Annotated in this window: 25 protein-coding genes and 1 pseudogene; 19 read left to right on the plus strand and 7 right to left on the minus strand. The window is 66.8% G+C overall.

Annotated elements, in window-relative coordinates:
* On the plus strand, nucleotides 1–261 hold a 261-nt coding region (locus GVL12_RS26760), incomplete at its 5' end, for a hypothetical protein (protein ID WP_235033967.1).
* Here the strand turns inward: GVL12_RS26760 and GVL12_RS23800 are convergent.
* The 4 genes from GVL12_RS23800 to GVL12_RS23815 all read right to left on the minus strand — a co-directional run bounded on the left by GVL12_RS23800 (nucleotide 245) and on the right by GVL12_RS23815 (nucleotide 4710).
* On the minus strand, nucleotides 245–1732 hold the full coding sequence (locus GVL12_RS23800) for an NAD(P)(+) transhydrogenase (Re/Si-specific) subunit beta (RefSeq protein ID WP_159918043.1): 1488 nt from the start codon (nucleotides 1730–1732) through the stop codon (nucleotides 245–247). The genes GVL12_RS26760 and GVL12_RS23800 overlap by 17 nt on opposite strands.
* The gene (locus tag GVL12_RS23805) at nucleotides 1729–2067 is read right to left on the minus strand and encodes an NAD(P) transhydrogenase subunit alpha (protein WP_159918044.1); all 339 of its coding nucleotides are present in this window, start codon (nucleotides 2065–2067) and stop codon (nucleotides 1729–1731) included. The genes GVL12_RS23800 and GVL12_RS23805 overlap by 4 nt, the downstream gene beginning before the upstream one ends.
* Nucleotides 2068–2115: 48 nt before the next feature.
* Nucleotides 2116–3234 carry a Re/Si-specific NAD(P)(+) transhydrogenase subunit alpha gene (locus tag GVL12_RS23810; protein ID WP_159918045.1) on the minus strand — a complete coding sequence of 373 codons (1119 nt, stop codon included), beginning with the start codon at nucleotides 3232–3234 and terminating at the stop codon, nucleotides 2116–2118.
* Between the two features lie 165 nt (nucleotides 3235–3399).
* A complete protein-coding gene (locus GVL12_RS23815) occupies nucleotides 3400–4710 on the minus strand; it encodes a serine hydrolase (RefSeq protein ID WP_235033968.1) in 1311 nt (436 codons plus the stop codon).
* A gap of 490 nt (nucleotides 4711–5200) precedes the next feature.
* Here GVL12_RS23815 and GVL12_RS23820 point away from each other — a divergent pair, with 490 nt between their 5' ends.
* The 7 genes from GVL12_RS23820 to GVL12_RS23850 are packed head-to-tail and all read left to right on the plus strand — an operon-like array spanning nucleotide 5201 to nucleotide 12998.
* Nucleotides 5201–6121 carry an ABC transporter substrate-binding protein gene (locus tag GVL12_RS23820; RefSeq protein WP_159918047.1) on the plus strand — a complete coding sequence of 307 codons (921 nt, stop codon included), beginning with the start codon at nucleotides 5201–5203 and terminating at the stop codon, nucleotides 6119–6121.
* Nucleotides 6118–7821, plus strand: coding sequence for an amidohydrolase (locus GVL12_RS23825; RefSeq protein ID WP_159918048.1), 1704 nt, complete (start codon nucleotides 6118–6120; stop codon nucleotides 7819–7821). Before GVL12_RS23820 ends, GVL12_RS23825 begins: the two co-directional genes overlap by 4 nt.
* Nucleotides 7818–9047, plus strand: a complete 1230-nt coding sequence (locus GVL12_RS23830; RefSeq protein ID WP_159918049.1) for an acyl-CoA dehydrogenase family protein — start codon at nucleotides 7818–7820, stop codon at nucleotides 9045–9047. The genes GVL12_RS23825 and GVL12_RS23830 overlap by 4 nt, the downstream gene beginning before the upstream one ends.
* 17 nt (nucleotides 9048–9064) lie before the next feature.
* A complete protein-coding gene (locus tag GVL12_RS23835) occupies nucleotides 9065–10243 on the plus strand; it encodes an acyl-CoA dehydrogenase family protein (RefSeq protein WP_200844041.1) in 1179 nt (392 codons plus the stop codon).
* Nucleotides 10244–10285: 42 nt separating this feature from the next.
* Nucleotides 10286–11302, plus strand: a complete 1017-nt coding sequence (locus GVL12_RS23840; protein ID WP_159918051.1) for an ABC transporter substrate-binding protein — start codon at nucleotides 10286–10288, stop codon at nucleotides 11300–11302.
* On the plus strand, nucleotides 11299–12084 hold the full coding sequence (locus tag GVL12_RS23845; protein ID WP_159918052.1) for an ABC transporter ATP-binding protein: 786 nt from the start codon (nucleotides 11299–11301) through the stop codon (nucleotides 12082–12084). The genes GVL12_RS23840 and GVL12_RS23845 overlap by 4 nt, the downstream gene beginning before the upstream one ends.
* The gene (locus GVL12_RS23850; protein ID WP_159918053.1) at nucleotides 12081–12998 is read left to right on the plus strand and encodes an ABC transporter permease; all 918 of its coding nucleotides are present in this window, start codon (nucleotides 12081–12083) and stop codon (nucleotides 12996–12998) included. The genes GVL12_RS23845 and GVL12_RS23850 overlap by 4 nt, the downstream gene beginning before the upstream one ends.
* Nucleotides 12999–13016: 18 nt before the next feature.
* Here GVL12_RS23850 and GVL12_RS23855 read toward each other — a convergent pair whose 3' ends face one another.
* Entirely contained in the window at nucleotides 13017–13391 is a 375-nt protein-coding gene (locus GVL12_RS23855) for a hypothetical protein (RefSeq protein WP_235033969.1), read from the minus strand.
* Between the two features lie 264 nt (nucleotides 13392–13655).
* Here GVL12_RS23855 and GVL12_RS23860 point away from each other — a divergent pair, with 264 nt between their 5' ends.
* Genes GVL12_RS23860 through GVL12_RS23895 form a run of 8 tightly spaced genes read left to right on the plus strand, consistent with a single transcriptional unit; the run spans nucleotide 13656 to nucleotide 22066 of the window.
* Nucleotides 13656–14000, plus strand: a complete 345-nt coding sequence (locus GVL12_RS23860) for a hypothetical protein (RefSeq protein ID WP_159918054.1) — start codon at nucleotides 13656–13658, stop codon at nucleotides 13998–14000.
* Between the two features lie 20 nt (nucleotides 14001–14020).
* Complete coding sequence (locus tag GVL12_RS23865; RefSeq protein ID WP_159918055.1) at nucleotides 14021–15025, plus strand: ABC transporter substrate-binding protein; 1005 nt, start codon at nucleotides 14021–14023, stop codon at nucleotides 15023–15025.
* On the plus strand, nucleotides 15022–15915 hold the full coding sequence (locus GVL12_RS23870; protein ID WP_159918056.1) for an ABC transporter permease subunit: 894 nt from the start codon (nucleotides 15022–15024) through the stop codon (nucleotides 15913–15915). The genes GVL12_RS23865 and GVL12_RS23870 overlap by 4 nt, the downstream gene beginning before the upstream one ends.
* Before the next feature lie 5 nt (nucleotides 15916–15920).
* A complete protein-coding gene (locus GVL12_RS23875) occupies nucleotides 15921–16667 on the plus strand; it encodes an ABC transporter ATP-binding protein (RefSeq protein ID WP_159918057.1) in 747 nt (248 codons plus the stop codon).
* A complete protein-coding gene (locus GVL12_RS23880) occupies nucleotides 16660–18270 on the plus strand; it encodes an FAD-binding protein (protein WP_159918058.1) in 1611 nt (536 codons plus the stop codon). Before GVL12_RS23875 ends, GVL12_RS23880 begins: the two co-directional genes overlap by 8 nt.
* Entirely contained in the window at nucleotides 18267–18629 is a 363-nt protein-coding gene (locus GVL12_RS23885; RefSeq protein WP_159918059.1) for a 4Fe-4S dicluster domain-containing protein, read from the plus strand. The genes GVL12_RS23880 and GVL12_RS23885 overlap by 4 nt, the downstream gene beginning before the upstream one ends.
* 27 nt (nucleotides 18630–18656) lie before the next feature.
* Nucleotides 18657–19769 carry an LLM class flavin-dependent oxidoreductase gene (locus GVL12_RS23890; RefSeq protein WP_159918060.1) on the plus strand — a complete coding sequence of 371 codons (1113 nt, stop codon included), beginning with the start codon at nucleotides 18657–18659 and terminating at the stop codon, nucleotides 19767–19769.
* 2 nt (nucleotides 19770–19771) lie between these two features.
* Nucleotides 19772–22066 carry a molybdopterin guanine dinucleotide-containing S/N-oxide reductase gene (locus GVL12_RS23895; RefSeq protein WP_159918061.1) on the plus strand — a complete coding sequence of 765 codons (2295 nt, stop codon included), beginning with the start codon at nucleotides 19772–19774 and terminating at the stop codon, nucleotides 22064–22066.
* A gap of 194 nt (nucleotides 22067–22260) precedes the next feature.
* Here the strand turns inward: GVL12_RS23895 and GVL12_RS27100 are convergent.
* Both GVL12_RS27100 and GVL12_RS23905 read right to left on the minus strand, forming a co-directional pair.
* Nucleotides 22261–22521: pseudogene (locus GVL12_RS27100) on the minus strand (MerR family DNA-binding protein); the annotation flags it as partial.
* A 25-nt stretch (nucleotides 22522–22546) separates the two neighbouring features.
* Entirely contained in the window at nucleotides 22547–23443 is an 897-nt protein-coding gene (locus GVL12_RS23905; RefSeq protein WP_159918062.1) for a LysR family transcriptional regulator, read from the minus strand.
* 105 nt (nucleotides 23444–23548) lie between these two features.
* Here GVL12_RS23905 and GVL12_RS23910 point away from each other — a divergent pair, with 105 nt between their 5' ends.
* From GVL12_RS23910 to GVL12_RS23920, 3 genes are all read left to right on the plus strand, one after another.
* Nucleotides 23549–24511 carry a tripartite tricarboxylate transporter substrate binding protein gene (locus GVL12_RS23910; protein ID WP_159918063.1) on the plus strand — a complete coding sequence of 321 codons (963 nt, stop codon included), beginning with the start codon at nucleotides 23549–23551 and terminating at the stop codon, nucleotides 24509–24511.
* Between the two features lie 25 nt (nucleotides 24512–24536).
* Entirely contained in the window at nucleotides 24537–25766 is a 1230-nt protein-coding gene (locus GVL12_RS23915) for a CaiB/BaiF CoA-transferase family protein (RefSeq protein WP_200844043.1), read from the plus strand.
* A 241-nt stretch (nucleotides 25767–26007) separates the two neighbouring features.
* Nucleotides 26008–26712: a porin gene (locus tag GVL12_RS23920; protein ID WP_159918064.1), complete on the plus strand. Its 705-nt coding sequence runs from the start codon at nucleotides 26008–26010 to the stop codon at nucleotides 26710–26712.
* Nucleotides 26713–26796: the final 84 nt, after the last annotated feature.

Consider the following 26796-nt stretch of genomic DNA (forward strand, 5'->3'; position numbering starts at 1 on the left):
TTGAGCAGCGAAGCCTTGCATTGTAGCCCGGTTTTTCAACCGTTTCCCAAAGAAGGATCAACTTTTCCGTTTCGCTTTCAGCCTGCCGTTGCCGGCAGTGCTGTGTTCGAAGCGGAGTGCAAATGTAGCACAAGGCAAAACCCCTGGCCACAATTTTTCATCATTTTTTCACATTCCGCCCTGCCCTTGTCGAAAAAAAGCCGGCGCCCTGCGGGCGCCGGCTTTTGCAGGGGCAGCCGAGCGCCTATTCAATGGCCTTGACCATGTCCTCGACCACCTTCTTGGCGTCGCCAAAGACCATCATCGTCTTGTCCATATAGAACAGTTCATTGTCGAGGCCCGCATAGCCCGAGGCCATGCTGCGCTTGTTCACGATCACCGTCTTGGCCTTGTAGGCTTCGAGAATCGGCATGCCGTAGATCGCACTGCCCTTGACGTGGGCCGCAGGATTGACCACATCGTTGGCGCCCAGGATGATGGCCACGTCGGCCTGTCCGAACTCGCCGTTCATGTCCTCCATCTCGAAGACCTGGTCATAGGGCACTTCGGCTTCCGCGAGCAGAACATTCATGTGGCCGGGCATGCGCCCCGCCACCGGGTGGATCGCGTACTTGACGGTGATGCCCCGGTCGGTGAGTTTCTGCGCGAGTTCCTTGACCGCGTGCTGGGCCCGCGCCACGGCCAGGCCGTAGCCCGGAACGATGACCACGGTTTCGGCATTGCCCAGCACGAAGGCCGCATCGTCGGCGCTGCCGGACTTGACGGGACGCTGCTCCTTGGACGCGCCCGAGGCCGTGACCACCTGCGCACCGAAGCCGCCCAGCAGCACGCTGAAGAACGAGCGGTTCATGGCCTTGCACATGATGTAGCTCAGGATCGCGCCCGAGCTGCCGACCAGCGAACCGGCAATGATCAGCATGCTGTTGTTGAGCGAAAAACCGATACCCGCCGCAGCCCAGCCCGAGTAGCTGTTGAGCATGGACACCACGACCGGCATGTCGGCCCCGCCAATGGGGATGATGATCAACACGCCCATGGCGAAGGCCAGCGCCAGCATCGCAAAGAATGCGGTCCAGCTTTCGGTCGCGACAAACAGCAGGCCCAGCCCCAGCGTCAGCAAACCGAGCGCGAGGTTGAGCCAGTGCTGGCCCGCGAACTGCACCGGCGCGCCCTGGAACAGGCGGAACTTGTATTTGCCCGAAAGCTTGCCAAAGGCGATCACCGAGCCGCTGAACGTGATGGCACCAATTGCCGCCCCGAGGAAGAGTTCGAGGCGGTTGCCGTAGGGGATGGCCGGAACCACCATGCCTTCGAGCAGCACCGAACCCGCGGGAGTGCTCGCGCCCATGATGGCCGCGACGGGCGCGGCCGTGATGCCGAATGCCCAGGGCTCGGCCACGGCCGCGACCGCGATGAATACCGCGGCCAGGCCGATCATGCTGTGCATGAAGGCCACGAGCTCGGGCATCTTGGTCATTTCAACGCGCTGGGCCATCAGCGTGCCGGCCGTGCCGCCCACGAGCAGGCCCAGCAGCACCCAGCCCAGGCCGAGCACCGCGCCGCCGGCGAGCTGCACGATCAGCGCCGCCGTCGTGAGCATGGCAATCAGCATGCCGGTCATGCCGAACACGTTGCCGCGGATTGAAGTCGTCGGGTGCGAGAGCCCCTTGAGCGCCTGGATGAAGCAGACGCTGGCCACCAGATACAGCAGCGTGACGAGGTTCATGCTCATTGGGCACCTCCTTCGTTCTTCTCGGCGTTCACCGCGGCCGGCTTGCGTTCCTTTTTCTTGAACATCTCGAGCATGCGGCGCGTGACGAGAAAGCCGCCGAACACATTGACCGCGGCCAGCGCCACGGCCAGCACGCCCATGGTCTTGCCCAGGGTGGTTTCGGTCAGCGCGGCGGCGAGCATGGCGCCTACGATCACGATCGCGGAAATCGCATTCGTGACCGCCATCAATGGCGTGTGCAGCGCAGGTGTGACGGTCCAGACCACGTGGTAGCCCACGTAGATGGCGAGCACGAAAATGATGAGATTGAGCAGCGTCGGGGAGACAGCGTCCATGGAACCTCCAGGTCAGCGAAGCGGATGCAAAAAGATGGGCGGGTGCGTTCAGGCGGCGCGCCGAAGCTGTCCCTGGTGCGCCATGAGGCAGGCCGCGACAATGTCGTCCTCGAGGTCGACATGCAGGCCGCCTTCGGGCGTCAGGATGAGCTTGAGGAAGTCGAGCACATTGCGCGCGTAGAGCGACGAGGCATCGGCCGCGACCAGCGCCGGCAGATTGGTCTCGCCGATCAGCAGCACGCCATGCTTGAGAACGGTCTGGTCGGCTTCGGTCAGCGGGCAATTGCCTCCCTGGGCCGCGGCCAGATCGACGATGACCGAGCCGGGCTTCATGGACTGCACCATTTCCGGCGTGACCAGCACCGGCGCCGCGCGCCCGGGAATCAAGGCGGTTGTGATCACCACGTCCGCCTGGGCGACGCGCTTGGCCACTTCGACTTTCTGGCGCTCGAGCCAGCTCGCGGGCATGGGCCTGGCATAACCGCCCACCCCTTCGGCGGCTTCCTTTTCCTCGGCGGTTTCGTAGGGCACTTCAATGAATTTGGCGCCCAGCGACTCGACCTGCTCCTTGACACTGGGGCGCACGTCCGAGGCTTCGATCACCGCGCCCAGGCGCTTGGCCGTGGCAATCGCCTGCAGGCCGGCGACGCCCACGCCCAGCACCACCACGCGCGCAGCCTTGACGGTGCCGGCGGCGGTCATCAGCATGGGGAAAAACCGCTGGTAGGCGTTGGCCGCGACCATCACCGCCTTGTAGCCCGCGATATTGGCCTGCGAAGACAGCACGTCCATGCTTTGCGCGCGCGTGGTGCGCGGCGCGGCTTCGAGCGCATAGGCGGTCACCCCGGCCGTCGCCAGCCGCTGCAGGCCGGACGGCTCAAACGGGTTGAGCATGCCGACGACGGTGGTGCCGGCGCGCAGCCAGGGCGCTTCGTGCTCGGTCGGCCCGCGCACCTTGAGCAGCAGATCCGCCTGCCAGGCGCCCGCGGCATCGCTGATCTCGGCGCCGGCTGCGGCATAGGCCTCGTCGGTCACGCTGGCGGCCAGGCCGGCCCCCGATTCGACGCGCAACTGATGCCCGAGGGCCTTGAGTTTCTTGACTGTCTCCGGAGTCACGGCAACGCGGGCTTCACCCGCCACCGTCTCGCTGGGTACACCTATCAGCATCGGTTGTCCTCTCAAGTTGGCTTTTTTCAACGCATCGCCAGCCTGATTGCCGGCGTGCGCCTTGTCTTCCATCTTCTTGCGGGAGCAGTGCGAAGTTGCGACCGGGCCAAAGCCCCTCGTCCGAACACTGCGCCGCGCCATCTTACCCGGCAGTCCACCGCGGCGTCAGCGCGGCATTTTCATCAGGTGCCGCGCGAGCGCGTCGAACGCGGGCAGTGTGGTCGGATCGTTGGCCGAATTGCTGGCCACCGGATGCGACGCGTAGCGCACGATGACCACGGCCGCCTGCGGATTCACATAGATGCGCTGGCCATGCACGCCGCGCGCCATGAAGGCGCCGTCGGCCTGGTGAGTGACCCACCACATGTTGCGGTAGCTCCAGCCGGGCAGCAGCGCATAGCCGGCCCTGGCAAACGCCGCGCGATCGCCGCCCCGGCGGATATCGTCGACCACCGCCCGGGGAATGATCTGCCGCCCCTGGAAGCGGCCGTTGTTGCGCAGCAGTTCGCCAAAGCGCGCGAGGTCGCGCAGTCCGGTATTGAGCCCGCCGCCCGCGAAAGGCGTGCCCGTGGAATCGACGGTGATATAGGCATCCTGCTCCGCACCCAGGCGGCTCCAGATGCGCTCGGACAGCAGCTCGCCAACGTTGCGCCCGGTGGCGCGCGCGATGACCCAGCCCAGCGCGTCCGAGTTGACGGTCTTGTAGCCAAAGGCGGCGCCGTGCTCGCCCTGGGGGCGCACGGTCTGCAGGTATTCGTAGTAGCTGCGCGGGCCCTGGTAGTCCTTGGGCTTGGGCAACGGGCTGCCAGCCTGGGAGAAGGCCCAGACTTCGGCATCCGGGTCGGCATAGTCCTCGCTGTACTGCAGCCCGGTGGTCATGTCGAGCACCTGGCGCACGGTGGCATTGCCGAAAGCGGAAGACGCCAGTTCGGGCACATAGTCGGCGACGCGCTTGTCCGCATCGAGCAGGCCTTCGGCCACCAGCATTGCGCCCAGCGTGCCCATGACGGATTTGGTGACCGACATCGCGGCGTGCTGGCCGCGCTCGTCGAGCGCGCCGAAATAGCGCTCGTAGACGATGCGGCCCTGGTGCAGCACCACGATGCCGTCGGTGTAGTTGGCCGCGAGCGATTCGGCCCAGGTCATGGGCGCCTGGCTGTCCAGGGGCACGAAGCGCACGCCATCGAGGTCCTTGCGCAGCGCGCGCGCCAGGGGCACGGGCGCGCCCAGGCCGCGCGAGATGTTGAGCGTCGGCATCAGCTGGCGAAAGTGCGCGACGCTCCAGCGCATCGCCGGAAACTGAAAGTAGCTGCCGTCGTCGAAGCGCAGCTGCTTGTCTGGCGGGGGCGGCGCGCCCACCATCCAGCCGAGCTTGACCGGGTCGCTGGCCGCGGCGTCCAGCGGCGCGGGCTGCGCCGCGTGTGCGGGGCCCGCCGCGGCCAGTGCCAGCAACAGCAGGGCGACAGCGGTGGTCATCGGGGAAACTGAATGGCGCATGGGGCGTCCTTTCCATGGAAATGCAGGGCGGATCGATCGCAGGGAATGCGCCCTCCCCTACAGACCCGAGTGTCGACAACATGTCCATCGCCGGTCAATAGGCAGGCATTGCATTCGCCATGCCTGCCTCGCCCCACGGCACCTCGCGGCGATGCAGATGCAGGGCGCCAGCCTTCGCGCAGCAAGCCGGCTTCCTGACCTGCTTGGCGCCCACCCGACCTCCGTGGCCATGGACAAGATCATGTAACCCGCGCTCGATGCACCCCGGGAATTCCACAGATATGTGAATCCAATTTACAGATTTCCATATCTGTTTTTATGCGTGGACGCTGCGGTGACCGGTTTCTAGACTTCATTTCATTCAGTGACTTGGAGATTCGAAATGCAGCGCCGCGATTTTCTAGTGGGTGGAGCCGCCCTCGCGTGCGCGATGGCAGGGGCCTGGGCCCAGGCGCCATCGCGCAAACTCTTGCCCGCCATCTTTGCCGCCAGCGAAGGCCACAGCTGGGCCGTTCCGTTTGTGGCCGATGCGCAGAAGCTCTGGGCGCAGGAAGGACTGGACGTCAGCAACCTGGCCTTCACCTCGGGCCGCCTCTCGGCCGAAGCCGTGCTCGCGGGCAAGGCGGATTTCGCCACCACCACCGACAGCGTCGTGGCGCTCGCTGCGCTGCAGGGGCACAAGATCAAGGTGTTTGCGGAGTTCGCGAATTCCTCCACGCAGATGCTGGTCGCAGCGCGCCGCGATCAGGGCATCACACAGCCTTCCGATTTGCGCGGCAAGCGGTTCGCAACGATGTTCGGCACGGCGGGCCACTATTTCGTCAACCGCTATCTGCGTCTGCATGGGTTGACTCCCAAGGACGTGACGGTGATCAATCTGCGCCCGCCCGAGATGATTTCGGCGCTGGCCCAGGGAAGCATTGACGCTTTTGCCTGGGATTGGTGGGCGGCGGAGGATGCGGCCAAGGTCGAAGGCAAGGGCAACGTGCAGGTGCTGTCGTCCGCGGGTATCGACAAGGTATTCCAGAGCCACTTCGTGCTGGTGACCAATGAGCAGACGGCCCAAGCCAAGCCGCAGGTGCTCGAAGCCGCGGTGCGCGCCTTGATCGGCGCGGAGCAGCAGCTCGCGGCCGACCCGGAAAAAGGCGCGCAGATCCTCGCGGCCCGCACGCGCGGCTCCATCGAGTCCTCGCGCAATGGACTGGCGCGCAACGCCACCCGCGTACAGCTCGCGCCGCGTCTGCTCGACGACCTGGTGCTGGGCGGCCAGTGGGCGATCACGGAAAAGCTCGCGCAAGACAATGCCGCAGATCTGCGCGCGCTGTATCGCCAGGTCATTGACACCCGTGCGCTGCGCGCCGTGGCGCCCGAGCGCGTGCAACTGGCGTGAGCGCGCATCCCACTCCAGAGCTGGTGCTGGTGCGCGGCAACATCCTCACGCTCGATGATGCCCGCCCGCATGCCACGGCCCTTGCGATTGCACGCGGGCGCATCGTTGCCGTCGGCGATGACGCGCAGATTCGCGCACTCGCGCAGGCCGGCACCCGGGTCGTCGACCTGGGCGGACGCACCGTGACGCCCGGCTTCATCGACGCGCATGCGCATATGGAGCGCGAAGGGCTCAAGACGCTGCGCCCCTCGCTGGCGCACGCAAGAACCGTCAGCGACGTGCTTGACGTGGTGCGCGCCGAAGCCACGCGTGTGGCCAAAGGTGCCTGGATCATCACCATGCCGGTGGGTCAGGGCCCGTACTACTTTGGCGGGCTTGCCAACCTCGCCGAAGGCCGTATGCCCACGCGCTGGGAGCTGGACCAGGCGGCCCCCGACCACCCGGTCTACATTCCCGGCCTGTTCGGCAACTGGGGCGTACCACCGGGTTTCAGTGCGCTCAATTCGCTGGCCTTGGCACGCAACAACATCCTGCCCGGCACCTGCCCTACATGCCGCGGCATAGAAATCGAATTCGACGCGAACGGCGAACCCACGGGCGTGATCGTCGAGCACAACAAGCGCCCGATGCTGGAGTTCGATCTGCTGAGCAACGTGCCGGCGTTCTCGTTCGAAGACCGGCTCGAAGGCCTGCGCCGTTCGCTGCCGATCTACCACGCGTTCGGCACGACCAGCATCTATGAAGGCCACGGTTCGGCGCCGCAGACGCTGGCGGTGTATCGCCAGCTGTGGCAGGAGCAGGGACTGAGCATGCGCTCGCGCCTGTGTGTGAGCCCCACCTGGGCTTCGCCCGAGGAAGCGCGCATCAGCATGCGCGACGCCCTGCCCTACGCGCGCGGCCAGGGACTGGGTGACGATTTTCTGCGCATTGGCGGAATCAATCTCGGAATGAATGGCACGGCCGATGCGGCTGCGGCCTCGCGCCGCGCCCTGCCCAACACCGGATGGGCGGGGTTCGTCGAATGGAACAACCCGCTAGAAGACTATGAGCGCTATGCGCTGCATGCCGCCGAGAACGACTTGCGCGTGCATTCGGTGGTCAACACGCGCCTGTCCGACGTGCTCGACGCATTCGAGCGCATCGATGCACGCATCCCCCTCGCGGGCCGCCGCTGGGTGCTCGAACACATCGGCCATGTCGAGCCCACGGACTATGCGCGTCTGCGGCGCCTGGGCCTGTTCATCACCACCAACCCGCTCTACACCCTCTGGAAGAACGGCGCGCCACACCTGCAGGAGCCGGACGACGGCAACCACTACATGCCCGTGCGCTCGCTGATCGAGGAGGGGTTCGCCGTCTCCGCCGGCAGCGACAACATTCCCGTGAATCCGTTCCATGCGGTCTGGACCTGCGTCACGCGGCGCGAGCGAACCAGTGGAAAAATCATCGGACCCGACCAGCGCCTGGGCCGCCTCGACGCGCTGCGCATGATCACTTCGCACGGCGCCTGGCTGAGTTTCGAGGAACGGGTCAAGGGCACGTTGACGCCCGGAAAATTCGCCGATCTGGCCGTGCTGTCCGACGATCCCCTGACGGTGGATGACGAAGCCCTGCCGCAGATCCATGCCTTGCTCACCCTGGTCGGCGGCCAGGCCGTGCATGGTGATCTGCAGGCGTTCTCGCAAGGAGCGGGCGCATGAGCCAGACCATCACGCCGCCCGGCGAAAGGGATTTGTTCGATCGCGACTACGGCCCATGGACGCAGGTGGTCGAAGCGGTAGCGCAGGCGCTCGCCGAGAACGCCGCGCAGCGCGACAAGCAAGGCGGCACGGCGTATGCGCAGCGTGAACTGCTGCGCGAAAGCGGCCTGCTGACGCTGTTGATTCCCGAAGCCCTTGGCGGCCAGGGCGCGCCGTGGCCGCTGATTCTGCGCATCGTTCGCCGGCTGGCCGCGGCCGACAGCTCGGTCGCCCATCTGTTTGCGTTTCAGCACCTGCAGGTCGCGACCCTGCTGCTGTTTGGCACACCTGCGCAGCAGGCCCGCCTGCTGGCCCGGACCGTGACCCAGCGCTGGTTCTGGGGCAATGCAACGAACGACAGGGACACGCGCCTGCAGTTCGAAGCCACCGACCACGGCCACCGGCTGGAGGGGCCACGCTTCTTTTGCTCGGGCTCGGTCGATGCGCAGGCCTTGATCGTCAACGTCCCGCACCCGGCGCTCGAAGGCGCGCGGCTGTTTCTGGCGCTGCCCGCGGACCGTGCGGGCCTGCGCATAGGCCAGGACTGGGACGCTTTCGGCCAGCGCCAGACGGACAGCGGCAGCGTGTTCTTCGAAGGCACGCCGGTCGAGCCCGAAGACCGGCTGGGCTGGCCCGATGCGCGGCAGGCGCCTTTGCCACGCCGGCCCTGGCATTCGCTGCGCTCCTGCCTGGCCCAGGCCATCCTCACGGAAATCTATCTGGGCAACACCGAAGGGGCGTTGTCGGCGGCGCGCGAACACATCACCTGGCGCGCGCGGCCCTGGCCAGGCAGCCCTGCGCAAACCGCCGCGCAGGACAGCACGATACAGCTGCGCTTCGGCCAGCATTGGATCGCCTACCGCGGCGCGCGCCGGCTCGCGGATCATGCCGCGCTGGGACTGCAGCAGGCCTGGCAGCGCGGCGAGGCCTTGACCGCCGCGGAACGCGCGGCCGTCGCGCTGGAGATCGCCGAAGCGCGCACCGCATCGGCGCAGGCCGGCCTGGAAGTGACCAGCGGCCTGTTCGACCAGATGGGCGCCAACGCCACGGCCAACGGCCTGGGCCTCGATCGCTACTGGCGCAACATCCGCGTGCACAGCCTGCACGACCCGCTCGATCTCAAGCGCCAGGCGCTGGGCCAATGGCTGCTGCGCGGCGAGGCGCCATCGCCTTCGGGGTTTAGCTGATGGGGGCGGGAATGCGCGTGACCGCGCCTGAACATCCATCGCCTTCGCAGGCCATGGCGCAGCTCCTGCGCCAGCTCGCGCCCACCGCCGTGGCGCGCGACGCGGCCGGCGGCACCGCGCTGGCCGAGCGCCAACTGCTGCGCGACAGCGGCTTGCTGACGCTGGCCATACCGCGCGAATGGGGTGGCCAGCAGCGCGGCTGGCCGGAAATCCTGCGGCTGGTGCGCCAGCTCGCACAGGTCGACAGTTCGCTGGCCCATCTGTTTGGCTTCCAGCACCTGCAGGTGGCCACGCTGCTGCTGTTCGGCGCGCGCGCGCAGCAGGAGAAATACCTGCGCGCGGCGGTCGCCGGAAAGTGGTTCTGGGGCAATGCGGTGAATGCCCGCGACACCCGCCTGAGCGTGCAGCCCACCGATGGTGGCTACCTGCTCGACGGGCTCAAGGGGTTTTGCTCGGGCGCGCAGGATTCCGACGTGCTCAACGTGTCGTTCTCGCTGGGCCCCCTGCCCACGGATGGCCGGTTTGCGGTCATTCCGACGGACCGCGCAGGCATCACGCTGCATGACGACTGGGACAACATGGGCCAGCGCCAGACGGACAGCGGAACCGTCGAGTTCAAGCAGGTGCTGATCCGGCACGACGACATTCTCGGCCCGCCGGGCGTGGCCAGCCGCCCGCGCGCGACCCTGCGCAATCTGATCGGCCAGCTGGTCCTGACCGAAATCTATCTGGGCAATGCGCTGGGCGCCCTGCAATCCGCCGTGGACCATGCGCGTGAGCAGGTGCAGCCCTGGCCCATGGCCGGCGTGCAGCATGCCGTCGACGACCCGTTGCTGCAATTGCAGGCGGGCGAGCAGTGGATTGCGCTGCAGGCCGCAACCGCGCTGGCGGACCGCGCCCTCGACCATTTCCAGCAGGCCTGGGATGCGGGCGAGGCGCTGACCGAAGCGCAGCGCGGCGATCTCGCCATCACGGTGGCCGCGGCACGCGTGCAGGCCGGTCGCACTGCGCTGCAGGTGACGTCGCAGATCTTCGAGCTCATCGGTGCGCGGGCGACCGCGCGCAAGCACGGCTTTGACCGCTACTGGCGCAACGTGCGCGTGCACACCTTGCACGACCCGCTCGAGTACCGCAAGAAGGCCGTGGGCCAATGGGTGCTCACCGGCCAGCTTCCCAACCCCTACGGCTACGGCTGAGGCACCTGCATTTTTCTTTCTTCATCCCACATTCCGTTCTCCATGCAACATCACCAACTCCATCGCCGCCATTTCACGCTGGGCCTCGGGCTTTCGGCGCTCGGCCTGCCCGCACTGGCCAGCCCGGCACGGCAAGTGGTCGTGGCCGAAAGCCAGGGCTTCAGCTGGGCCATTCCCTACCTGGTCTCGAGCAAGAACCTCTGGAAGCCGCATGGCATCGAGGCCAGCACGCTGCAGTTCACTTCGGGGCGCCTGGCGTTCGACGCAGCCGTCTCGGGCAAGGCGCAATTCGCCACCTCCACCGACAGCGTCGTGGGGCTGGCGGGCGCCAATGGCGTGCGCTCGTACATCGTCGCCGAGTTCACGCGTCTGTCGAGCGGCATGGTGGTGGTCGCGCGCACCGACCGCGGCATCGACGCGCCGGCCCAGCTCAAGGGCAAGCGCATTGCCACCACGCTGGGCTCCAGCGGCCACTACTTCCTGAGCCGCTATCTTTCGCTGCACGGCCTCACGCTCAAGGATGTGACGGTGGTGAATCTGCGCGGGCCCGACGCGGTGACGGCGATCACGCAAGGCGGCATCGACGCGTTTGCCTGGGGCTGGGATGCGGGCCAGACGGCGATCGCGCAAGGGGAGGGCAAAGTGGTGCAGCTGCCCGCGCAGGGATTGGAGCGGGTCTTCCTGAGCCATTACGTGCTGGCCGCCAACGAAGAAGTGGTGGAAAAGTCCCCGCAGGTGGTCGAAGGCGCGGTGCGCGCCTTGCTCGACGCCGAAGCGTTCTACCGCGCGCAGACCGAAGAAACCCTGGCCCTGGTGGCCCAGCGCACCAAGGCCACGGTGAAAACCACGCGCGAAGGCCTGTCCAACGTGCAAGTAGGCGTGCGGCTAGACGACCGGCTGGTCGACGATCTGGTGCTCAATGGCGAATGGGCGATCGAGTCGGGCCTGGCCCGGCGGCCGGCGCAGGACCTGCGCGCCCTGTACCGCGGACTGATCTATCCCGATGCGCTGCGCGCCGCAGCACCCGACCGCGTGACGCTGGGCCGGTCAGCGCCATGACCGCCTGCGCCCCCCACAACGCGGCACGCATCGCCAACGTATCGCAGCTTTACGCCTCGGCCTCGGGCGACATCCACTGGGCGCTGCGCGACGTGAGCCTGGACATAGGCGCCGGCGAATTCGTCTGCGCCATCGGCCCCAGCGGCTGCGGCAAGACCACGCTGCTGAACATGATCGCGGGCTTTCTGAAGCCGACCCAGGGCACGGTGCAGGTCAACGGCCTGGCGATCACCGGCCCCGGGCCGGACCGGGGTGTCGTGTTCCAGGAATACGCGCTGTTCCCCTGGCTCACGGCGCGCAGGAATGTGGAGTTCGGCCTGCGCCAGCAAGGCCTGGACCGTGCGCAGGTGCGCGACCGGGCCCAGCAGTTGCTGGACCTGATAGGCCTGGCGCATGCGGCCGATCGCTACCCGTTCGAATTGTCGGGCGGCATGCGCCAGCGCGTGGCCGTGGCCCGCGCGCTGGCGACCGAGCCCCAGTTGCTGCTGATGGACGAGCCGTTCGCGGCCATCGACGCGCTCACGCGCGCCACGCTGCAAGATGAGCTGCTGCGCATCTGGCAAAAGCTGTCGCTCTCGGTGTTCTTCATCACGCACAACATCGAGGAAGCGATCTATCTCGCCCAGAAAGTCGTCGTGATGAGCCCGCACCCCGGGCGCATCGAGGAGATCGTGGAAATCGATCTGCCCTACCCGCGCCAGCGCGCAGACCCGGCGTTTGGCGCGGCCTACGCGCGCATCAGCGAATTGTTCACTCGCGTGGGGCAGGAGGAAAACGCATGAATACCTTGAGCAACGCGGTCTATCCCGCCCCCCTGGCCGAAGCCGCGGCAACGCCGGCGCGCAAACGCGCCGCGCTGGCGCCGCAGCACACGCTCGATATCGAACAGGCGTTTGTCGCGCGCGAGCAGGCCAGGAGCCGCTCGGCACTGCGCTCGCAGCTGCTGCTGGGCACGGTCGGGGTGATCCTGTTTCTGCTGGTCTGGGAAATCGCACCGCGCGTCGTCCCGGGCGTGAACATCAAGATGTTTCCACCGCCCTCGCATATCGCCAGGATCTTTGCCGAGATGACCTGGGAGACGGGCGAAATCTGGCCGCATGTGGCCGCAAGCCTGCTGCGCGCGCTCTGGGGCTTCCTGCTGGGTTCCAGCGTGGGCATTGTGCTGGGCGTGCTGACCGGTCGCGTGCTGTGGCTGCGCCAGATGAGCGATCCCGTGGTGCATGGCCTGCGGGCGATTCCCGCGATCGCCATCGTGCCGCTGGCCATCGTCTGGTTCGGGCTCGGCGATGTGTCCAAGGTGATGTTGATCGCCTGGGGCACTTTTTTCCCCGTATGGCTCAACACCTTCATCGGCGTGCGCGATCTGCCCCCGGTCTATCTGCGCTCGGCCGCATCACTGGGCGCAGGCCGTTTTTCCACCATCCTGTTCGTCGCCCTGCCGGCGGCCCTGCCCTTCGTGTTCGCGGGCCTGCGCCACGCGACGTCGGTGGCCTTTGTCGTGGTCGTGGCCGCCGAGCTGGTCGGCGCGGAAAAGGGCCTGGGGTATCTGATCTCGTTTGCGCACCTGGTGTTTCGCATCGACATCATGTTCGTCGGCCTGATCTACCTGGGCATCATCGGCTTCATTGCCGACCAGTTCTTTGCAGCCCTGCTGCACAGGCTGTTCCCCTGGTATGGGGCGGAAGCGCGGCGCTAGCGGATGCTGGCCTGCACCTCAAGCCGGCAGGGTTTGCCGGCCCCGCAACCGCTGTTCCACGCTGGCGGCAAAGTCGTCCACCGCGCCCTGCAGGCGACCCGGCGCATTACCGTGCACCAGCCATAAGTCGACCTGGGGCTTGAAGTCGGACACCGACACGATGTCCAGCTTGTGCACAAAGCCGCTGCGCTCGAACAACGGCAGTGGCATCAGCCCCAGGCGCAAGCCGCCGGACGGCGGCAAATCAGCGGCCGCCAGCTCGCGTACCGCCTCCACGGACTGCAGAACCGTGCGGCATGGTTCATACAGCCGCTGCCCCAAGGCCGTCGCACGCAAAGGCTTGGTCTGCCGATCGAACAGCGCGGCGCCCAGCTCGCTCTCGAATCCCTGCACCCGCCGGGTGAGTATGGGTTGCGTCAGGCCCAGCTCCTGCGCGGCGCGGCGCGGCTCAGCGACTGGCTGCGCACCACGGCGACAAAGGCTTCGATGTCTTCCATTTTCATCCGTACCTCGTCTTTCATGTGTACCGCACGCATGCGCCCGCTTCATTGAAGCGCACATGAAACATGTAATTTTTCTATATTAAAACGATTTTATTATTTCAACTTCGAATGACTTGACTCTAGTCTGCAGGCTCTTCTCCATCGAAAAGAGCCCATGTCTTCCTCCCAGTTCTTTCCTGCGGTCCTGGCGCCTGCCCCGGTCCACCACGCGCAGCGCGCAAAGCCGGCGCCACGGCGGCCGAGCCCAGGCGCACTGGTCGCCATTTCCTGGCTGGCGCCCGCATTGCAGGTCCTCATCTGGAAACGCCTGGCACGCGCCGGCCAGGTCTCGGCCGCATTGATCAGTGCCGGCGCCGCTGCCCTGTTGCCAGCCCATGCCCAGGGGAGCGCCAGGCGCAAATCCAGCCGCACGACCGGCACGGTACGCCTGGCCTGGGGATGCGGCGCCGTGCCGCTGCCCGCGCAAGTGGCGCTCAAAGACCACCTCGCATACCTGTGACCCTGAACCTGGAGACCCCCATGACCGACCACACCACCTGGGCCAAGCCGTCGCGCCGTCACCTCCTGCACGCCGGTGCCGCCCTGGCCGCCGCGGCCTCGCTGCCACTTTCCTCCCATGCCCAGGCGAGCCCGGACCTGCGCAAGGTCACCCTGCGCGTGGGCGACCAGACCGGTGCCTCGCAGGGCCTGCTGCGCGCGGCCGGCCTGCTCGACGACGTGCCCTACAGGATCGAATGGTCCAACTACGCGGCCGCGGTCAACCTGCACGAGGCGCTCAAGGCCGACGCGACCGACATCGGCAGCGCCAACGACTCGCCCACCGTGAGCGCCATCGCCGGCGGATCGCGCATATTGGCCGTCGCGAGCTGGACCAATGGCGGCAGGGGCACCTCGCTGCTGGTGCGCAAGAACAGCGATATCAAGTCGGTGGTCGATTTGCGCGGCAAGACCATCTCGCCGACGACGCGCGGCAGCGTGGCCCATTTCACGACCGTGGGTGTCCTGAAGGAAGCGGGCATTCCCCTGGATGACGTCAAGCTGGCGTTCCTGTCCCCGACCGACGCCAGCGCCGCCTTCGGCAGCGGCAGCATCGATGCCTGGGCCATCTGGGGCATCTTTCGCGCGCGCACCGTCGGCGCACTGGGCGCGCGCGTGCTGCACGACGGCGTGGGTATCAACAGCGGGCAATCGGTGCTCAGCGCCACGCGCTCGGCCGTTGCCGATCCGGGCAAGCGCGCGGCCATCGCCCATTACGCCCAGCTGACCGACAAGGCCTACGCCTGGGCGCGCGCCAATCCGGACGCCTACATCGCCTGGTACGCGGCCTTCAGCAAGCAGGACAAGTCGGTGGTGGCCTCGCTGCATGAAGAAAACTCGGCATACAAGCGCGTGCCCGTCGACGACACCTTCGTCGCGCGGCTGCAGCGTACGCATGCCGTCTGGCTGGAGACCGGCGTGCTGCGCGGCCCCATCGACTTCAATCAGTACGTCTACCGCGATCTGCCCATCGCCAGCGTGGCATGACGTCGCTGGACCTCACCCTGCCGCGCACGGCCGCCGTGCGCGATCATGCGCCAGCTTCGGTCCACCGGCCCATACCGGCCGGGGCGATCGAGCTGCAGCGCATTGTTCCCACCTCGACGCTGCGGCGCGGTGTGCCGCGCATCGTGCGCCGCGCCACGGGCCCCGTGCTGCTGGTCGCCATCTGGTATGTGCTGTCGGTCAGCGGATGGCTGCCGGCGGAAGTGCTGGCCGGGCCGCAAACCGTGCTGTCTTCGGCCGCCGCGCTCTGGGCCTCGGGCGAGCTGCCCGATGCCATCCTCATCTCGCTGCAGCGCACGCTGCTGGGCCTGGCCATAGGCGGCAGCATAGGCATCGTGCTGGCGGTGCTGTCGGGGCTGACGCGGCTGGGCGAGGACCTGATCGACTCGGTGCTGCAGATGCTGCGCACCGTACCCAACGTAGCGCTGATTCCGCTGCTCATCATCTGGTTCGGCATAGGCGAGGAACCCAAGGTCGCGCTGATCGCGCTGGCGACCGCCTTTCCGCTGTATCTCAACGTCTACGCCGGCATACGCAACGTGGACCAGGCGCTGGTCGAGGCGGGGCGTACCTTGAACCTGTCGCCCACGGCCATGGTCATTCATGTGGTGCTGCCCGGCGCGCTGCCCAACGCCTTGGTGGGCCTGCGCTATGCACTGGCAGTGTCGTGGCTGGCGCTGGTGTTCGGCGAGCAGATCAATGCCACGGCCGGCGTCGGCTACCTGATGAGCACGGCGCGCGAGATGTTCCAGACCGATGTGATCGTGGTCTGCCTGGTGGTCTATGCGCTGCTGGGCCTGGTGGTCGACCTGGTCGTGCGTGCGCTCGAGCGCCTGCTGCTGGCCTGGCGCCCGGCATTCAGCGGAGCATGAGCATCATGAGCCCATCAACCCCTGCCGTGCGCGTGCGCGGCCTGACGCGGCGCTTCGGTGAACGCGCCGTCATCAGCGACCTTGACCTGGACTTGCACGCCGGCGAATTCGTGGCACTCATCGGCCGTTCGGGCTGCGGCAAGAGCACGCTGCTGCGCATCCTGGCCGACCTCGACCACGACATCTCGGGCAGCGTCGAGGTGCCCGTCAAGCGCGCCGTCGCGTTCCAGGCGCCGCGCCTCATGCCGTGGAAGCGCGTGTGGCGCAATGTTGCCCTGGCCTTGCCCGGCCGCCCCGATCGGCAGCGGGCGCTGGCCGCGCTCGAGGAAGTGGGGCTGAGCCACCGCGCCGACGTCTGGCCCAAGGTGCTTTCGGGCGGCGAAGCCCAGCGCGCGTCGCTGGCCCGCGCGCTGGTGCGCGAGCCCGATCTCATGCTGCTCGACGAGCCGTTTGGCGCACTCGATGCACTGACCCGCGCCAAGGCCCAGGAGCTGGTCAAGGAGCTGTGGCAACGCCACCGCTGCGCCATCCTGCTGGTGACCCACGACGTGGAGGAGGCCTTGCTGCTCGCCGACCGCGTGCTGGTCATGGACGAGGGCGTGATCCGCCATGAACTGCGCGTCGAACTGCCGCATCCGCGCGCCGTCGAGCACCCGGCCTTCAACGCCATGCGTGGCCAGTTGCTGGCCTGGCTCGGTGTTCGGCCTGCGCCGGCCCCGGCATACGACATCCCCGAGGCACTGCATGCCTGAAGGCCATGCCGAACTCCAGACCGACGTGCTGGTGATAGGCGGCGGCATGGCCGGCGCCTGGGCGGCAATTGCGGCTGCGCGCGCGGGCGCGGCCGTGGTGCTGGTGGACAAGGGCTACTGCGGCACCAGCGGCGTGACCGCAACTGCCGGCCCGGGCCACTGGTGGGTCGCGCCCGAAGCGCGGGCCGAAGCCATTGCCGCGCGCAATCTGGGCGCGGCCGGCCTGGGCGATGCGCAATGGATGGCGGCGGTGATCGACCTCACCTGGCGCGTGCTGCCCACGCTCGCCAGCCACTATGACTTTCCACGCGACGAAGCCGGCGCGCTGCAATACCGCGGCCTGCGCGGCCCCGAATATCTGGCCGCGCTGCGCCGCCTGGCGCTCCATCTCGCCGTGCGCATACTGGACCACTGGCCTGCGCTGGAACTGCTGCGCGCCAGCGACGGTGCGATTGCGGGCGCGCGCGGCGTGCAGCGCCAGCGCGGCAACGCCGCCTGGCAGATTCGCGCGGGCGCAGTGGTGCTGGCCACGGGCGGCACCAGCTTTCGCTCCCACCTGCTGGGCGCGCACAACAACACCGGCGACGGCTATCTGATGGGCGCCGAGGCCGGCGCCACGCTGTCGGGCATGGAGTTCACGGCCGCCTATACCGTGGCGCCGCTGCGCTCCAACATGACGCGCACCATGTCGTACGCCTACGCCAGCTACACCGATGCCGGCGGCCGGGCGCTGGACATTCCCGCGGGCCCCGACAACAGCCGCGCGCTCGCGCGCGCGCTGCTGCAGGGCCCGGTCTTTTGCCGCTTCGACCGCATGCCCGAGCAGGTGCGGCAATGGCTGCCCACCATTTCCCCCAATGTGATGCTGCCGTTCGACCGCTGGGGCATCAACCCCTGGCGCGATCGCTTCGAAGTCACGCTGCACACCGACGGCACCATACGCGGCACGGGCGGCCTGCGCGTGACCGGTGCCGACTGCGGCGTGGGCGTGCCCGGCCTGTATGCGGCAGGCGACGCGGCCACGCGCGAACTCGTGGCCGGCGCGATCTCGGGCGGCGGCGCGCAGAACTCGGCCTGGGCGCTGTCGTCGGCCCATTGGGCGGCGCGCGCCGCGGCCGACTTCGCGCTGCGGCGTGGTGCCACCCGCGCAGCGCTGCAGCCGCTGGGCCAGACCGGGCTGCGGCCCGCAAGCGCCGCGCGCGATGTCGACGTCCGCGAGGCCATCGCCACCGTGCAGGCGCAGATGCATCCCTACGAGCGCAACCTGTTCCGTACCGGCGCTGGACTGCGTGCGTCCGCGCAGGCGCTCGAATCGGCATGGACCGAACTGCGCGACCACGGCCATGACGGCGCCGATCCGCTGCGGCTGCGCGAAGCCGCGGCGCTCACGGCAACCGCGCGCTGGTCGGTCGCGGCCGCGCTGCAGCGCCAGGAAAGCCGGGGCATGCACCAGCGCGAAGACCTGCCGGCGAGCGATGCGCAGCAGGCGCGGCGCCAGCAGGTGGGCGGCCTGGAACAGGTCTGGGTCCGACCCGACTTGCAAGCGCCCGCGTCTCCCCTCTTGCCCACGACACAGGACCAGGCACTGGCCACCCACCCATGATCGAACTCGTCTTTGCCGATGCCTGCACCGCCTGCGGCGATTGCATCACCGTGTGCCCGACCAACGTCTTCGACGCCGGCGCCGATGGCCGCCCGCAGATCGCGCGCCAGGCCGACTGCCAGACCTGTTTCATGTGCGAGCTGTACTGCAGTGCAGACGCGCTGTTCGTCGCCCCCGACTGCACGGGTCCCACGCCGCTGGACGCCGAACAGGTGCGCGCCGCGGGTCTGCCGGGCCAGTTCCGGCGCGACTCGGGCTGGGGCGAGTTCGCCGCCAGCCATCCCAACCAGCACTGGCGCATGGACCAGGTGTTTCGCATGGCGCGCAACGCGCCCGCGGCCGCCCCCACCGCCCCCTGACTTCATTCCAACCCGGAGACCACCAGCATGTCCCTAGAATTCATTGGCTACATCGGCACCCAGCTCAGCTCGGAAATCATCGACGCCCCGCGTTCCGGCCTGGACCTGGCCCATGTCGAGCACACCGCGCGCATCCACGAAGACGGCGGCTTCGACCGCGCGCTGATTGCCTTCCACTCCACCTCGCCCGAAAGCATTCTGGTGGCGCAGCATGCGGCCTCGGTCACCAGGCGCCTGGGCTTCATGGTCGCCCACAGACCCGGCTTCACCCAGCCGACGCTCGCGGCGCGCCAGCTCGCCACGCTGGACATCATCACCGGCGGGCGCTCGGCGGTGCACATCATCACCGGCGGCAACGAGTTCGAGATGCGCCAGGACGGCAGCTTCATCGACAAGGAAGAGCGCTACGCGCGCAGCGACGAATACCTGGAGATCGTGCGCAAGGCCTGGACCAGCGACCAGCCTTTCGACCACCACGGCCGCTTCTACCGCTACGAAAAGGCGTTCTCCGATGTGCGCTCGCTCCAGCAGCCGCATCTGCCGGTGTACTTCGGCGGCTCGTCCGACGCGGCCATCGAGGTCGCAGGCAAGCATGCCGACGTGTATGCGCTCTGGGGCGAAACCCACGAGCAAGTGCGCGAAACCGTGGCCCGGGTGCGCGCCGCCGCCGCGCGCCATGGCCGCACGGTGCGCTTCAGCCTCTCGCTGCGCCCCATCCTGGCGGGCACCGAGGCAGCGGCCTGGGCGCGCGCCGAAACCATCCTGGAACAGGCGCGCGAAATCGCCGCCCGCAAGGGCAAGCTGAACAAGCCGGCCCCCGGCAACGTGGGCTCCCAGCGCCTGCTGGACGCGGCCGCCCAGGGCGCGCGCCTGGACAAGCGCCTGTGGACCGGCATCGCCGGCCTGCTGGGTGCACAGGGCAACTCCACCGCGCTGGTCGGCACGCCCGAGCAGGTGGCCGACGCGCTGCTGGACTACCGTGACCTGGGCATCAGCACCTTCCTGATCCGCGGCTTTGACCCGCTCGAAGACGCCATAGCCTATGGCCGCGACCTGCTGCCACTGGTGCGCGCCCAGGCGCTCATCCGGCCCGACCTGTCGCTGCGCAGCGCGCCGCAGGCCGAGCCCGTCGCCGCCTGAAAATGGCCTTCACCTCCACCCATTGGGGCAACTACCGGCCCGTGGTCCGTGACGGCCGGCTCACGGGCATGGAGCCGGCCCCCTGGGATACCGATCCTTCGCCCATAGGCCAGTCGATTCCCGGATCCATCGATTCCCCCACGCGGGTGCGCCGGCCCGCCGTGCGCCGCAGCTTTCTGAACCCGGCCACGCGGCACCAGAGCGCGGCGCTGCGCGGGCGTGAGCCTTTCGTGGAACTGCCCTGGGACGAGGCGCTGGACCTGGTCGCGGGCGAGCTGAACCGCGTGCGCGATGCGCATGGCAACGGCGCGATCTTCGGCGGCAGCTACGGCTGGTCCAGCGCCGGGCGCTTTCACCATGCGCAAAGCCAGTTGCACCGCTTTCTCAACGGCTTTGGCGGCTATGTCTACAGCAAGGACAGCTACAGCCTCGGCGCCGGCCGGGTGCTGATGCCGCACATCGTCGACGCCATGGACAACCTGCTGCAGCAGCACACCTCCTGGGAAGTGCTGGAGCGGCGCTGCGAGATGTTCGTCTCCTTCGGCGGCCTGCCCGCGCGCAATACGCAGGTCAGCCCGGGCGGCGCCAGCCAGCACGGCGTGCGCCCGGCGCTGCGGCGCATGGCCGCGGCCGGCCACACCCGCTTCGTCAACATCAGCCCGGTGCAGGGCGACATGGCCGAGGTACCCGATGCCCAATGGCTGGCCGTGCGCCCCGGCACCGACGTGGCGCTGATGCTGGGCCTGGCCCATGTGCTGCTCGAAGAGAACCTGCACGACCGCGCCTTCCTGGCCAGCCACACCACGGGCTTCGAGCAGGTGCGCGACTACATCCTGGGCCATGCCGACGGCCAGCCCAAGACCCCGCGCTGGGCGGCCGAACGCTGCGGCATCGCCGCCGACGCCATCATCTCGCTCGCGCGGCGCATGGCCGCGCAGCGCACCCTCATCAACGTCGTCTATTCGTTGCAGCGCGCGCGCCACGGCGAACAGACCTTCTGGATGGCCGTGACCCTGGCCGCGCTGCTGGGCCAGATCGGACTGCCCGGCGGCGGCTTCGGCCTGGGCTATGGCTGCATGAACTACATCGGCAGCGGCCAGACCAGCTTCTCCGGTGCCCGGCTGCCGCAGGGGAACAACGCCGTGGCGCAGTTCATTCCCGTCGCGCGCATCGCCGACATGCTGCTGCAGCCCGGCGCCCCCTTCGAATACAACGGCGGTCACCACCGCTATCCCCATGTGCGCCTGGTGTACTGGGCCGGCGGCAATGTGTTCCACCACCACCAGGACCTGAACCGCACCATCGCCGCCTGGCAGCGGCCTGAAACCATCGTCACCCACGAGCAGTACTGGACGGCCCAGGCCCGGCATTCCGACATCGTGCTGCCCGCCACCACGGCGCTCGAACGCGACGACATCGGCAGCGCCAGCAACGAGCGCTTCATGGCGGCGATGCAGGCGGCCATCGCGCCCGTGGGCCAGGCCCGCGACGACTACGCCATCTTCACGGCGCTGGCCAGACGCCTGGACTTCGAGCAGGCCTATACCGAAGGCCGCGACACCGGCCAGTGGCTGCAGCACCTCTACGAAAGCGCCCGCCCGCGCGCCGAAGCCCAGGGCATCGCCCTGCCCGCCTTCGACGACTTCTGGCGGGCCGGCCACTTCGAGATGCCCTCGCCGCCGCGTCCGGTAGTGCTGCTGGAACGCTTTCGCGCCGACCCTGTCGCCCACCCGTTGCCCACGCCTTCGGGGCGCATCGAGCTCTACAGCGAAAGGATCGCCGGCTTCGGCTACGCGGACTGCCCCGGCCACGCCACCTGGTTCGAGCCGGAAAACGATGCCGACAGCCCCATCCACCTGCTGTCCGTGCAGCCCGCCACGCGGCTGCACAGCCAGTACGACCACGGCGCCGTGAGCCGCGCCTCGAAGATCGCCGGCCGCGAGCCCATCACGCTCAACACCGCCGACGCCGCCGCGCGCGGCATTGCGTCCGGCGATGTGGTGCGGGTCTTCAACCAGCGCGGGGCTTTCCTCGCAGGGGCACGGCTGTCCGATGGCATTCTTTCAGGCGTCGCGCAGATCGCCACCGGCGCCTGGTACGACCCGGTCGATTCCGCAACGCCTGACAGCCTGGACAAGCACGGCAACCCCAATGTGCTCACGCCCGACATCGGCAGCTCACGCCTGGGCCAGGGCTGCGCCGCGCAGACCACGCGGGTGCAGATAGAGCGCTGGGAGGCGCCGGTGCCGGAGATCACGGCGTTTGATCCGCCACGCTTTGCGGCCGTGCCGGTTTGAAAAAGCGCGAGCAACTTTGCGCTCATCCTGTGCCTGCGGCACGCAGCGCCTTCACGAAGCTGCGTCAACACCCATTGAGGCCGGTCTGCGCAAGCCAGTTCTTCAGGACGATTCTTCACGCGCTCGATAGCCATCAGCAACTGCTCCTTGCTTTGCACCAGGCGCTGCTGCAGCAACTCGATCTCAGCCACCTTGCGCTGCAGGCTCTCCAGCAAGGCCTCGTGCTGCCAGGTCGCGCGCGAGTCCGGCAAAAGGCCACGAATCTCGTCGAGCGAGAAGCCGGCGCTTTGGGCGCTCGTAATGATCTCCAGCATCCAGGGCGCTTGCGGGCCGTATTGGCGGTAGCCATTTTCCGCGCGTTCGAAATGGATTCGCAGTTGCGTCGCGTCACCACCCATCGCTGCCGTTCTAGCCTTCCATGGCCAAATCTGCTTTCCCCTGGTCACGGACAACATGGCGCGTTCAATCGCATAGTCCGGGTCATTCTTCCTGCAAGCTTTCCTTCAATGCCTCAATTGCCCGTGTCGCCGCGGGACTGAGATACCCACCGTTGCGCCGAACAATGCCCAGGCGACGGGAGGATTGCCAGCCTCCCTCCGGTTGAATGGCGGTCAATTGCTCTTTGATCTGTCCCTCTCTCAAAACCGAACGAGGCACAAGCATCAGAGCACCCAATGAGTGCATGAGCATCACTTCACGCTGTGAAGAACGCGAGGTAAGGACAGGCTCTGGCGGCTCCAGGCCACGCGCCAGGAAGTTGGCCTCGAACTCTGTGCGCGTTGAGGTGCCACGTGCCATGACTATCCAACGCGCTTGCGCCAGACGATCCCAAGGGACTTCGCCTTTTGTCTGCGCCAAAGGATGGGCTGCTGGCGCCATCGGAATCATCGGATCATCGATCAGGGCTTCCCAGCTCAGAGCGTTCTCCGGCGTGCGGCGCAGGCCGATGAAGGCGAACTCCAGTTCCCCGGCCGCAACGGCGCGTGTAAGCGAGTCCGTCATCCCTCCGGACAGGTCCAGATTGACGCCACGCTCTATCAGGCTGACGGTCATCGTCCGGACCCACCGATGTGGAACACCGTCACCAATGCCGCAACGCAGCATGCCGGTTCGGGTCTGACGCAAATCCCGTAGCTCCGCATAGAGGTCGTTTGCCTCCAGGTCAATGCGCTGGGCCTTCTTCAGAAATGCATGCCCGAACTCGGTCGGCCGCATTCCGCGTGGCATTCGCTCAAAGAGCTTGACCTTGGTAGCCCGCTCCAGTCTCGTCACTGCCTTGCTCAGAGTCCCTGGCGTGATACCAAGACGCGCAGAAGCACCGGTGAGCCCTCCCTCCTGGGCAATCACCAAAGCCAAATGAAGGTCATCGAGATTCATGGTTTTCCAAAGTGGAAAGGGTAACCACGAAATGTAGCTTGCTGCAGCAGAGGCAGCAACCTATCGTGCCTGCATCAAGAAAACATTCAGGAGACAGCAATCACCATGCATCGCAGTACCTTTCTGCTCAGTGCCTTGCTCACGTTGGGAGCAAACACCACCTGGGCCCAATCGACTTACCCATCGCGTCCTATCACGTTGATCGTGCCCTTCGCCGCAGGCAGTGGAACCGATATCGGTGCGCGGGTGCTCGCCAAGGACATGGGCGACATCCTGAAGACACCCGTCATCATTGAGAACAGGCCTGGCGCCAATGGCGCATTGGGTTCTGCGGCAGCCGCTCGTGCAAAACCGGATGGCTACACGCTACTGGTAGGGTCGGCCACGACCAATGCCGTCAATTTTTCGTTTTTCCCGAACAAGCTGGGTTACGAGCCCCAGTCATTCGACGTCGTCGCCGGCATTGGCACCAGCCCTGTCTCCATGTACATCACCGCCGACGCCAAATGGCACAACCTGGCCGAATTGCTGGCATACGGCAAGGCGCACCCTGGCCAGCTCAGGTGCGGCAGCGGAAATGCCGTCACCCAGGTCAGTTGCGAAATCTTCTACAAGCTGACCGGCCTGGACGCCACCACCATACCCTACAAATCCAACCCCCAGTCGCTGACGGACCTCGCGGGAGGGCATATCGATTTTGCGTTCTCCGACGCATCGGTTGCCAAGACCTTCATCGATACGAAGAAGATCAGCCCGGTTGCCGTGGCCGCATCCAGGCGTTATCCGGCGGCACCGGAAGTGCCAAGCTTTCTTGAGCAAGGCATCGCCGGTTTCGAGATCACGGCATGGACTGCGGTATTTGCACCCGCAGGCACGCCAGCCCCTGTGATCGAGAAACTCAATGCGGCCATCCGCAAGTCTTCGCATTCGCCGGAGGCGGTGCAGTTGCGCGCCAGCAGCGGCACGCAACCCTTGGAGTTCAATCTCGAGGAAAGCCGCCACTTTGTAAAGCAAGAGATCAGGCGCTGGGCGGCCTATGTCAAAAGCAGTGGCGTCAAGCCGGAGTGATGTGATGGAACATACAAAAGCGCCCTTGACAGGATTGCGCGTCATCGACTGGACACATGTGCTGGCAGGCCCCTTTGCCGGCTACCAACTCGGTCTGCTTGGCGCAGAAGTCATTCGCATCGAACGAGCGGATGGAGACGACATGATTCGCGTCAAAGGCGCGGATCCCGAGCTGGCAGCCCTGGGGCTTGGCGAAGCCTTTGTGGCACAGGGCGCGGGCAAACGCTCGCTGGCCATCGACGCCCGCGACCCTCGTGCCGTGCAGGCGCTGGCAGCACTGATCGCAGGCGCCGACGTGCTGCTGGAGAACTTTCGTCCAGGCAAGCTGGCTGCGCTGGGCTTCGATCCCCAGCAACTGATCGAGCGCCATCCACGGCTGGTTGTCTGCTCCATCACCGGCTTTGGCCCCGCATCCAACAGACGTGCATATGACCATGTGATGCAGGCGGCCAGTGGCTTGATGGTCGCCAATGCCGGCAGCGACGGCATGCCGCAGCGCATCGGCTTTCCTTTGATCGATTACGCGGTGGGTCAGCAGGCGGCCCTGGCCGTGATGAGCGCCCTGTACCGCCGCGCAAGCCAGGCCGAGTCCCGTGTCAGAGGCGAATGGTTGCAGGTGTCCATGATGGGCGCGGCCCTAACCCTGCTCACCCCTACTTACGCTGCACCGCTGATCAGCGGCATAGAAGTGCCGCGCAGTGCGTCAACGGCATTCTCGGGCAACCCGCTGTCCGGCACGTTCGCGACAGCCGAAGGCCAACTGGCCATTGTCTGCAACTCGGTCGAGCAATCGAAGGCCTTGCTGGCTGCATTGCATGAAACAGGTGCTGAAGGCGCGCTTGTGCAGGAGCTTCACGGCGCTGCCGAGCGCCGTGACGTGCAGCACACGCACAAACTGCTGGCCGCCATGCTGATTTCGCGCACTGCCGCCGATTGGGAGGAACTCCTGCTTCGCCACGGGGTCCCCGCCACGTCGGTCATTGGCCCGGCCCAGGCTGCTGCAGAGGCCGCCAGGCATTGGCCCCATGTCGAGCTGGAGCACCCAAAGGCGACGAAGCGGGTGCCCGTGCCGGGAATCGGCTTCACCTCCAGCGAAGTCCTGACGCCTTCACTGCGCGCCCCGGTGCGCCGCGGTGCGGATACGCGTGTGCTTCTCGCGCAGGCCGGATTGGACGAGTCGGTCATCGAGGCAATGCTTGCAGACGGAGCGGCCAGCGAACCCCGTGGCCATTCGGGCCCAGGCATCGCGACATAGCGGGCCAACGCCGTCGCCACAGCGCACGGCAATCGGGGCTCTTCGAAAGCCCCCCTTCTCTGCCTGACATCTGCCTGGTATCTCGGAGGCATCCGAGACCGCCTCTGCGCGCATGACACCAAGGGGCCCCGTGACGGGCAAATGACCGTCATCCCTGATGTCCCGCCATTGCCCTTTGCATGGGCCCGGCGGGTCCCCGGGGCGTTCTACCGACGACTAGAAACAAAAGGGAGACAACACAATGATCCATCCATTCGTGAAAACAGCAATGGCAACGGCGATCCTGGGAGGATGCGCGTCCCTGGCCTGGGCGCAAAGCAGCGTACAGCTCTACGGCATCGTGGATGCGGCAGTACGCTCGACAACCCACCAGGGGAAGACGCAGATGGTGGGCGGCGGGATGTCCCAGAGCCGCTGGGGCATCAACGTCAGGGAGGACCTGGGCGGGGGCCTGTCGGCCATCGCGAACCTGGAAGATCGCTTCCTGACGGATACAGGAAACACCGCTGCGGTGAACTACTTCCAGCAGGCCTGGGTCGGTGTGCGCAGCAAGGATCTAGGCCAGCTCACCATGGGCCGCCAGTTCAACGTACTGCTCGATGTCGTGGCGTCGACCTATGCATCTTTCCCCTATTCGCCTTTCATGGAGGTATACAAGCCCGAGATCGGGCTGGCCCTGGGCACACGCACCAACAACATGCTCAAGTATGTGGCCGACCGCGGCGCTTGGCGTGCGGGACTGCAACACTCCTTTGACGAAGGAAATACCGTCGCCAAAAAAGGCAGCGACGTGGAACTGACCGGCGGCCTGGCAATGAAGACGGCCGGAGGGTATGTGCGCTATGAGACCCATGGCCTGGCCATCGGCGGCGCTTATCTGAATGCCAAGATGCCCGGCAGTACTGAATCACACCGGGTTTCGTGGAGGCATCAACTCTTAAGATGATGAAGCCATGAATAAGTCCAACAAGTTCTCTCCCGAAGTCCGTGAGCGCGCAGTGCGCATGGTGCAAGAGCACCGTGGGGAATA

The sequence above is a fragment of the Pantoea sp. 18069 genome, assembly GCF_902706035.1.
Lineage (GTDB): Bacteria > Pseudomonadota > Gammaproteobacteria > Burkholderiales > Burkholderiaceae_C > Comamonas.

Coding starts and splice junctions, on each gene's coding strand:
- GVL12_RS23845 (WP_159918052.1), top strand. CDS start 11,299: ATGACCGCCTGCGCCCCCCACAACGCGGCACGCATCGCCAACGTATCG.
- GVL12_RS23920 (WP_159918064.1), top strand. CDS start 26,008: ATGATCCATCCATTCGTGAAAACAGCAATGGCAACGGCGATCCTGGGA.
- GVL12_RS23890 (WP_159918060.1), top strand. CDS start 18,657: ATGTCCCTAGAATTCATTGGCTACATCGGCACCCAGCTCAGCTCGGAA.
- GVL12_RS23895 (WP_159918061.1), top strand. CDS start 19,772: ATGGCCTTCACCTCCACCCATTGGGGCAACTACCGGCCCGTGGTCCGT.
- GVL12_RS23860 (WP_159918054.1), top strand. CDS start 13,656: ATGTCTTCCTCCCAGTTCTTTCCTGCGGTCCTGGCGCCTGCCCCGGTC.
- GVL12_RS23910 (WP_159918063.1), top strand. CDS start 23,549: ATGCATCGCAGTACCTTTCTGCTCAGTGCCTTGCTCACGTTGGGAGCA.
- GVL12_RS23885 (WP_159918059.1), top strand. CDS start 18,267: ATGATCGAACTCGTCTTTGCCGATGCCTGCACCGCCTGCGGCGATTGC.
- GVL12_RS23875 (WP_159918057.1), top strand. CDS start 15,921: ATGAGCCCATCAACCCCTGCCGTGCGCGTGCGCGGCCTGACGCGGCGC.
- GVL12_RS23865 (WP_159918055.1), top strand. CDS start 14,021: ATGACCGACCACACCACCTGGGCCAAGCCGTCGCGCCGTCACCTCCTG.
- GVL12_RS23870 (WP_159918056.1), top strand. CDS start 15,022: ATGACGTCGCTGGACCTCACCCTGCCGCGCACGGCCGCCGTGCGCGAT.
- GVL12_RS23815 (WP_235033968.1), bottom strand. CDS start 4,710: ATGACCACCGCTGTCGCCCTGCTGTTGCTGGCACTGGCCGCGGCGGGC.
- GVL12_RS23830 (WP_159918049.1), top strand. CDS start 7,818: ATGAGCCAGACCATCACGCCGCCCGGCGAAAGGGATTTGTTCGATCGC.
- GVL12_RS23850 (WP_159918053.1), top strand. CDS start 12,081: ATGAATACCTTGAGCAACGCGGTCTATCCCGCCCCCCTGGCCGAAGCC.
- GVL12_RS23800 (WP_159918043.1), bottom strand. CDS start 1,732: ATGAGCATGAACCTCGTCACGCTGCTGTATCTGGTGGCCAGCGTCTGC.
- GVL12_RS23810 (WP_159918045.1), bottom strand. CDS start 3,234: ATGCTGATAGGTGTACCCAGCGAGACGGTGGCGGGTGAAGCCCGCGTT.
- GVL12_RS23840 (WP_159918051.1), top strand. CDS start 10,286: ATGCAACATCACCAACTCCATCGCCGCCATTTCACGCTGGGCCTCGGG.
- GVL12_RS23880 (WP_159918058.1), top strand. CDS start 16,660: ATGCCTGAAGGCCATGCCGAACTCCAGACCGACGTGCTGGTGATAGGC.
- GVL12_RS23805 (WP_159918044.1), bottom strand. CDS start 2,067: ATGGACGCTGTCTCCCCGACGCTGCTCAATCTCATCATTTTCGTGCTC.
- GVL12_RS23905 (WP_159918062.1), bottom strand. CDS start 23,443: ATGAATCTCGATGACCTTCATTTGGCTTTGGTGATTGCCCAGGAGGGA.